Here is a 6,735-nt window from a genome sequence, read left to right as displayed (position 1 = left end):
AATTTGCCTGGCGGCTTTAGCGCGGTGGTCCCACCTGACCCCATGCCGAACTCAGAAGTGAAACGCCGTAGCGCCGATGGTAGTGTGGGGTCTCCCCATGTGAGAGTAGGGAACTGCCAGGCATCAAATAAGTGAAGAGGCCATCCGAAAGGATGGCCTTTTTGCGTTTATACGCTGCACAAACTAATCCCCCAACGCCCTGCTTATACGGTAAACTACCTGCGTTTTTGCATCAGGATAGCGTCTATGAACCACTCCCTTAAGCCCTGGAATACCTTTGGCATTCAACGCAATGCTAAACAAATTGTACGTGCCGATACTGCACAGCAACTGCTGGATGCATGGCAAAGCGCAACTGAAAATAACGAACCCGTACTGATTCTGGGCGAAGGAAGTAATGTCCTCTTTCTCGATGATTTTGCGGGAACGGTGATCGTTAACCGCATCATGGGAATTGATGTGGAAGAGCGTGCCGACAGCTGGCACCTGCACGTGGGGGCCGGAGAAAACTGGCATCATCTGGTGCAATTCACCCTCGAAAAAGGGATGCCGGGCCTGGAAAACCTTGCGCTTATTCCAGGCTGCGCCGGATCGTCACCTATTCAAAACATCGGTGCCTACGGCATCGAACTGAAACATGTCTGTGAATATGTCGACTGCATCGAACTGGCAACCGGAACGGCAAAGCGTTTAACGGCGGAACAGTGCCGGTTTGGCTATCGTGACAGTATCTTCAAACATGAATATCAGGATCGCTACGTGATTGTTGCCGTGGGCCTGCGCCTGTTGAAGAACTGGCAGCCCGTGTTGACCTACGGAGATTTAACGCGTCTCGATCCGGCTACCGTAACCGCCCGCGACGTTTTTGATTCCGTTTGCCGTATGCGGATGACCAAACTTCCCGATCCAAAAGTAAACGGAAACGCAGGAAGCTTCTTCAAAAACCCGGTTATCAGCAGCGAAAATGCAAAAGTCTTTCTTGAAGGATGGCCAGCCGCGCCACATTACCCTCAGGCGGATGGCAGCGTGAAGCTTGCCGCAGGATGGCTTATCGATCAATGCCAGCTAAAAGGCACTTCAGTAGGCGGTGCTGCCGTTCACCAGCAGCAGGCTCTTGTGCTGATTAATCAGCGCGATGCGACCAGCGATGATGTTGTACAGCTGGCTCATTATGTTCGTCAGCGTGTGGGCAAAAAATTTAACGTCTGGCTGGAGCCAGAAGTTCGCTTCATTGGCTGCACAGGTGAAGTTAATGCCGTGGAGGCTATCGCGTGAAGGACAATACCGTTCCCTTAACCCTGATTAGCATCCTTGCTGACGGCGAGTTTCATTCTGGCGAGCAGCTGGGTGAACAGCTTGGCATGAGCCGTGCTGCTATCAATAAACATATCCAGACGCTTCGCGACTGGGGTGTTGATGTGTTCACGGTTCCCGGAAAAGGCTACAGCCTGCCGGAACCGATTCAATTGCTGAATGAAGAAGCGATCCGCAGCCAGATCGGACGCGGCAATGTTGCGGTGCTGCCGGTGATTGATTCGACGAACCAGTATCTTCTGGATCGTCTGCCTGAGCTGAAATCCGGCGATGCCTGCGTTGCTGAATATCAACAGGCCGGTCGCGGCCGTCGCGGTCGAAAATGGTTTTCGCCATTTGGCGCTAACCTCTATCTGTCCATGTACTGGCGACTCGAGCAGGGCCCGGCCGCTGCCATTGGTCTGAGTCTGGTCATCGGCATCGTCATGGCGGAAGTGCTGCACGATCTGGGGGCGGATAAAGTACGTGTTAAGTGGCCTAATGACCTCTACCTCAACGATCGTAAACTTGCCGGTATTCTGGTCGAACTGACGGGAAAAACGGGCGATGCGGCGCAAATCGTCATCGGCGCAGGCCTCAACATGGTAATGCGCAATGTACAAAATGATGTGGTGAATCAGGCCTGGACTAACCTCCAGGAGGCGGGGATCGTCATCGATCGCAACACCCTTGCCGTGCGTATGATTAAAGAGTTGCGCAGTTCACTCACGCTTTTTGAGCAGGAAGGGCTGGCATCGTTCCTGTCTCGTTGGGAAAAGCTGGATAACTTCATCAACCGCCCGGTGAAATTGCTGATTGGTGATAAAGAGATCTACGGAACTTCCCGCGGTATTGACGCACAGGGCGCGCTGCTCCTGGAGCAGGATGGCGTGATCAAACCCTGGATGGGCGGTGAGATTTCACTGCGAAGTGCCGAATAACCGGATCGAGTTAATTATGCGAAAACCCGTGTGCGCAACGCTGGCCGTCATGATGAGTGTGCTGTTTTCGCCTCTCTCTCATGCGGATCGGGCCTGGGAGAATTACAAGGCCCGCTTTTTCAAACCGGAAGGCCGTATTGTTGATACCGGTAATGGCGGCGTGTCGCATACGGAAGGTCAGGGTTTTGCCATGCTGATGGCGGTGGCCAACGACGATAAAGCCACGTTCGATAAGCTCTGGCAATGGACAGACAGTCGGCTAAAGAACAAAGAAAATGGTCTGTTTTACTGGCGCTATAACCCCGCAGAGTCCAACCCGGTCGCCGACAAAAACAACGCTGCAGATGGCGACGTGATGATTGCCTGGGCGTTGCTGAAAGCCGACGCCCGCTGGCATGACAAGCGCTACAGCGCCGCATCGGATGCAATTACCAAAGCACTGATTGACCACAGCGTGATCCGCTATGCCGGTTACCGCGTGATGCTGCCCGGCGTCCAGGGGTTTAAGCTTGAGGGTGAAGTGGTCCTCAATCCTTCCTATTTCGTGTTTCCGGCCTGGCAGGCCTTCTCCAGACGCAGTCATTTGCCGGTCTGGCGCGATTTGATTAAGGACGGGAAACGCCTGCTGGGGAAAATGGGCTCGGGTAAAGCGAATCTGCCCACTGACTGGGTTTCACTGGCATCAGGTGGCAAGCTGACTCCTGCCAAAGGCTGGCCGCCGCGAATGAGCTATGACGCGATTCGTGTTCCGCTGTACGTTGCCTGGTCTGATAAGCAAAGCCCGCTGCTGACGCCGTGGAAGGCCTGGTTCGGACAGTTTCCCCGGGAACAAACTCCCGCCTGGGTTAACGTCGCGACCAACGAATATGCGCCCTACATGATGGAAGGCGGCCTGCTGGCTGTACGTGATTTCACGATGGGGCAGTCTTCCGGTGAACCCGAAATCACCTCTAAAGACGACTACTATTCGGCAAGTCTGAAAATGCTGGTGTGGATCGCCCAGCAATAATGTCGACATTGCCCCTCTCCCCGATGGGGAGAGGGACGTTATACCGTGTTACTGCGGATACGGTACCCAATCCCCGCCGTTCAGGCGAACGTACGGTTTGTTCTGATACTGAATGACGACCGCGTTAGCGTTTTCTGAGACTTCTGCGGTTTGCGGCAGGTTGCTGGTGAGCTGATCCCAGTTCACGCTATCTTCTACAAACAGCTTCCCGTCAACGGCGCGGGCAACCAGCTCTGAGATCGCCAGATAGCTGGTTGGCTGTGTAATCTCAATCGGTGCGCCCTGATGCGGTGCCTTCATCCCAAAGAATTTAATGCCTGCAGGCACGTTGGTGATGGACGGGCTTGGGATATCACGCAGACCCGACACCTGCATTCTGTCACCTTTCAGCGCACCACCGTGCTCAGGTACCACAACCACCATCACTTTACGGCCTGATTTTTCCAGCTCCGTGAAGAACGCGTCCAGCTCGTCAAAGAACTTCTGCGCACGCACTTTATAATCAGCCGTTTTGCTCACGCCCGGGAAATGGTTACCGTCGTGGAGCGGCAGGGTATTAAAGAACGTCGCGCTGCGTGGATTGCTGTCTTTTTCGATGGTCTGCAGCCAGCGCTGCAGGACGGCAGTATCGTCATAAACGGGCGAGCCGTCGAAGCCCAGCAGAGAGACAGGAAGACCGGTTTGATCCATCAGCGGTGCCTGCATGCCGCCCTGTTCGCGCACCTCTTTCAGGAAGTTACCGAACTGGCCGTTATGCCCCAGCATCAGGTGCTGCGTAAAGCCCAGCTTTGCGAGGTTATCGAACAGATAACACTGGTTGCCGGCGGGTTGATACAGGTTTTTATGCGATGTCTGACCACAGCTTGCACGCAGCAGGCGGATCGCCGCCGGGCCGCTGTACGAGGTGGCAGAGTTGAAATCTTTAAACTGAATATCGAAGTGTGACCACAGCGGATGAGACATCAAACCGGCGGCGTCCACGTCGGCCCAGGAGAGAGAGCAGATGTTGATCACCAGCAGTTCAAACGGCTGAGCATCCGCCGGCAGCGCGTCCGGGAATTTAGTCTGTCGCTTGTCTTCCGCGGTATAGAAACTGGAGAGCCAGGCGTTCAGGTTTGTAGAAGTAGGCGGTGCGGTCTGGGTTGGGATATCGCCCACCACAGGCGTATCGCCTGCCGTTGTGACGGTTGCCGCCGCGCTTCCCCCTGTGGTGGTCACCGTGGTGGTCGGTTGACCAGCAGGCCACAGCGAAAAGTTCGGCCCAGCCAGCGTCAGCACGTTAAGCCAGATCATAATCGCGACGACAAACACCGTGACGCGGATCCACTGTGACAGGAACAGCCAGGCAACCAGCAGCACAAATACCGCGCCAATCATCTGCCAGTTAATAAAACGCTCGGTCAGATCGAGGACATAGCTGGCGCTAAAGCCCGCCACCTGCGACCCCTGGCTCATAATGCTGTCCGGCCCCGGTAGCCAGGTATCATGCCAGAACAGCGCAAAACCGACAGGTATAGCGACCCAGTGGCGCAAGCGATGTAACCTGATATTCGGCAGCGGCATCAGCAGGAAGGCCATAAACACGAGGTTTAGAAGGGGATGGAAATTCAGATAGCCTGCCCACAGCAGGCCAAACTTCACCAGAAAGTAGAAGTTCCAGCCGGAAAGGCCGCGCCAGTATTGCCAGAGCGGCGAGGGTGACGAAGCGGTATAGGTAGAATTAGTCATGTTTTCGGTCTGCCTTGACGTGTGATGCCCGTGTCAGTGTTCCGGCTGGTTTTACATAGCGAGGTTTAATAAACAGCACTCTGGCCGTATCACGGATACGGCGGATGGAATGGCGCGCATAGTAGCCAAGCGGGAAAAAGATCAGCGCACAGAATATAACCAGTTGAATGATATCGCTGATGTTCATGATGATGCGTTCTCCGCGTTGTCTGTTAATAAGCGAAGGGGTTCCGGAACCCGACGCCAGACGTGTCCATCATGTCTGGCATTGAGGATCGGTTTGGCATCGCTCTTGATAGCGAGCGGCTTAACCCATTGTTCAGGCTGGAGCGCACGCATCTGCACCAGCTCCGCGCTAATCGTATTATCTTCGAACCAAATCATACGGTTCGAGAAAATATCCCCTGTAGGCAGAGGGAAGATGTGGTTAAGCGCCGTATCGAGATCGTTTACCCGGCAGAAGGACAAAAACAGCACCAGGCGATTGTCGCCAATGGTCATGATGTCCCCTGTACGGTTCGGGCGACATAAGGTGAGAGCCTGTTCAACGCGAATACCCGGTACAGGACGCAGAGCAACCATGACCCCTTTTCCGTCAGCAGGAAGAAGCGTGTTGTTCATCATGTTGCCCACGGCGTCGCAGAAGGTATCCCATTTTTGGTACCCACGCAGCTTCATCGGCTGCGTCATGGAGAGCAGCGTGGAAATATCTTCCGGTACGTGGCGGCTAAACTGCTGGCCCTGAACGCTTTCGATAAGCGTCAGGCAGCGTGACAACGGCGCATTCCATGGAATAACCATATTGGCGCCGCAGCCCAGAAGCAGGCGCTCATCGGTGGCGCGCAGGCTGGTATTATTTTCGCGCACGATGATTTTCAACGCACTTCCGCGCTGGCGGCGTAAGGTGTGGATTTGTCGTGCCAGCGTCTCAATCTGGTTATTCTGCATCAGCGAGAAAATAAGGGTTGCCGCCTGGGTTGTGCGGGCTTCATGGAAAAGGGCTTCGTTAGAATCAAACAATGTCCAGTTTTCCGACAGGGCGGGTGCCCCCTCTAAAACCGCGATATGGCTCAGGATGCGTTTTTCATCACTGCGCGGCTGCACCACGGTTTCTTCCTGCTGCGCCAGGTGCCACTCGCCCTCAATATGTTTCAGCGTAAGCTGTTGCCTGGCGCTCACGCCTTTTTCATTACACCAGAATGCAATATCGTAGAGATAGCTGCCTGCCTGGTCACGAATGCTTGCCAGACCGAACAGGGAGCGATATTCGCCCATTAAAAGTGAGAACAGCTTGTCATTATTACTGCCGGGATTGACTATCAATAGCGTGCAATTTTGAAATTTTGCCCATTTATTGATTTTTTCCAGCCAGGGCAGCAGTTTTTCAGCGGGCATATTTTGCAGGACGTTATTTGCGCATTTCAGAATCACAAAATAGTGATCCGGATCAATAGAGCACTGAACGTCGCGGGACAAAAAGTATAGACTATCGGCTTCCGATGTCATGGAAAATAATCGCACCGTCTGGGGGCCGCGACCACTTTCAAGCGTAATAATTTTCTTCGGATCTTCGCCCATGCTAATGACGGCCACGCGGGAATCCTTATCCTGAGCAGCAATTGTCTGGTTTACCAGACTGATAGCATCTTCATTACGGTCCGTATTAATCCACCAGACTCCTCCGACTGGCATGTGGCTCAATTCGTCCCATAATGACTGGATGCCAATAGAAAATATGGAGTCCACGGTGTCCCTCTTTTCGTC

Annotated in this window: 6 protein-coding genes and 1 rRNA gene; 4 read left to right on the top strand and 3 right to left on the bottom strand. The window is 54.0% G+C overall.

Annotation, left to right across the window (positions count from 1 at the left end):
* Nucleotides 1-6: 6 nt before the first annotated feature.
* The 4 genes from rrf to ACERY3_RS18180 all read left to right on the top strand — a co-directional run bounded on the left by rrf (nucleotide 7) and on the right by ACERY3_RS18180 (nucleotide 3,243).
* A 5S ribosomal RNA gene (gene rrf, locus ACERY3_RS18195) occupies nucleotides 7-122 on the top strand.
* A 124-nt stretch (nucleotides 123-246) separates the two neighbouring features.
* Entirely contained in the window at nucleotides 247-1,275 is a 1,029-nt protein-coding gene (gene murB / locus ACERY3_RS18190) for a UDP-N-acetylmuramate dehydrogenase (protein WP_058842097.1), read from the top strand.
* Nucleotides 1,272-2,234 (top strand): bifunctional biotin--[acetyl-CoA-carboxylase] ligase/biotin operon repressor BirA, encoded by a 963-nt coding sequence (gene birA / locus ACERY3_RS18185; RefSeq protein WP_058842096.1) that lies wholly within the window; start codon nucleotides 1,272-1,274, stop codon nucleotides 2,232-2,234. The genes murB and birA overlap by 4 nt, the downstream gene beginning before the upstream one ends.
* A 16-nt stretch (nucleotides 2,235-2,250) precedes the next feature.
* Nucleotides 2,251-3,243, top strand: a complete 993-nt coding sequence (locus ACERY3_RS18180; RefSeq protein WP_058842095.1) for a glycosyl hydrolase family 8 — start codon at nucleotides 2,251-2,253, stop codon at nucleotides 3,241-3,243.
* A 48-nt stretch (nucleotides 3,244-3,291) separates the two neighbouring features.
* Here ACERY3_RS18180 and bcsG read toward each other — a convergent pair whose 3' ends face one another.
* Genes bcsG through bcsE form a run of 3 tightly spaced genes read right to left on the bottom strand, consistent with a single transcriptional unit; the run spans nucleotide 3,292 to nucleotide 6,717 of the window.
* On the bottom strand, nucleotides 3,292-4,971 hold the full coding sequence (bcsG, locus tag ACERY3_RS18175; RefSeq protein ID WP_033146878.1) for a cellulose biosynthesis protein BcsG: 1,680 nt from the start codon (nucleotides 4,969-4,971) through the stop codon (nucleotides 3,292-3,294).
* On the bottom strand, nucleotides 4,964-5,161 hold the full coding sequence (bcsF, locus tag ACERY3_RS18170) for a cellulose biosynthesis protein BcsF (RefSeq protein WP_024908822.1): 198 nt from the start codon (nucleotides 5,159-5,161) through the stop codon (nucleotides 4,964-4,966). The genes bcsG and bcsF overlap by 8 nt, the downstream gene beginning before the upstream one ends.
* Nucleotides 5,155-6,717, bottom strand: coding sequence for a cellulose biosynthesis c-di-GMP-binding protein BcsE (gene bcsE / locus ACERY3_RS18165; protein WP_033146877.1), 1,563 nt, complete (start codon nucleotides 6,715-6,717; stop codon nucleotides 5,155-5,157). The genes bcsF and bcsE overlap by 7 nt, the downstream gene beginning before the upstream one ends.
* Nucleotides 6,718-6,735 lie beyond the last annotated feature (18 nt).

The sequence above is a fragment of the Enterobacter cloacae complex sp. ESBL7 genome (assembly GCF_041679625.1).
In the GTDB taxonomy this organism is placed as follows: domain Bacteria; phylum Pseudomonadota; class Gammaproteobacteria; order Enterobacterales; family Enterobacteriaceae; genus Enterobacter; species Enterobacter asburiae_B.
The sequence above is the reverse complement of the archived record's forward strand: the minus strand, read 5'-3'. Positions and strand labels throughout refer to the sequence as shown.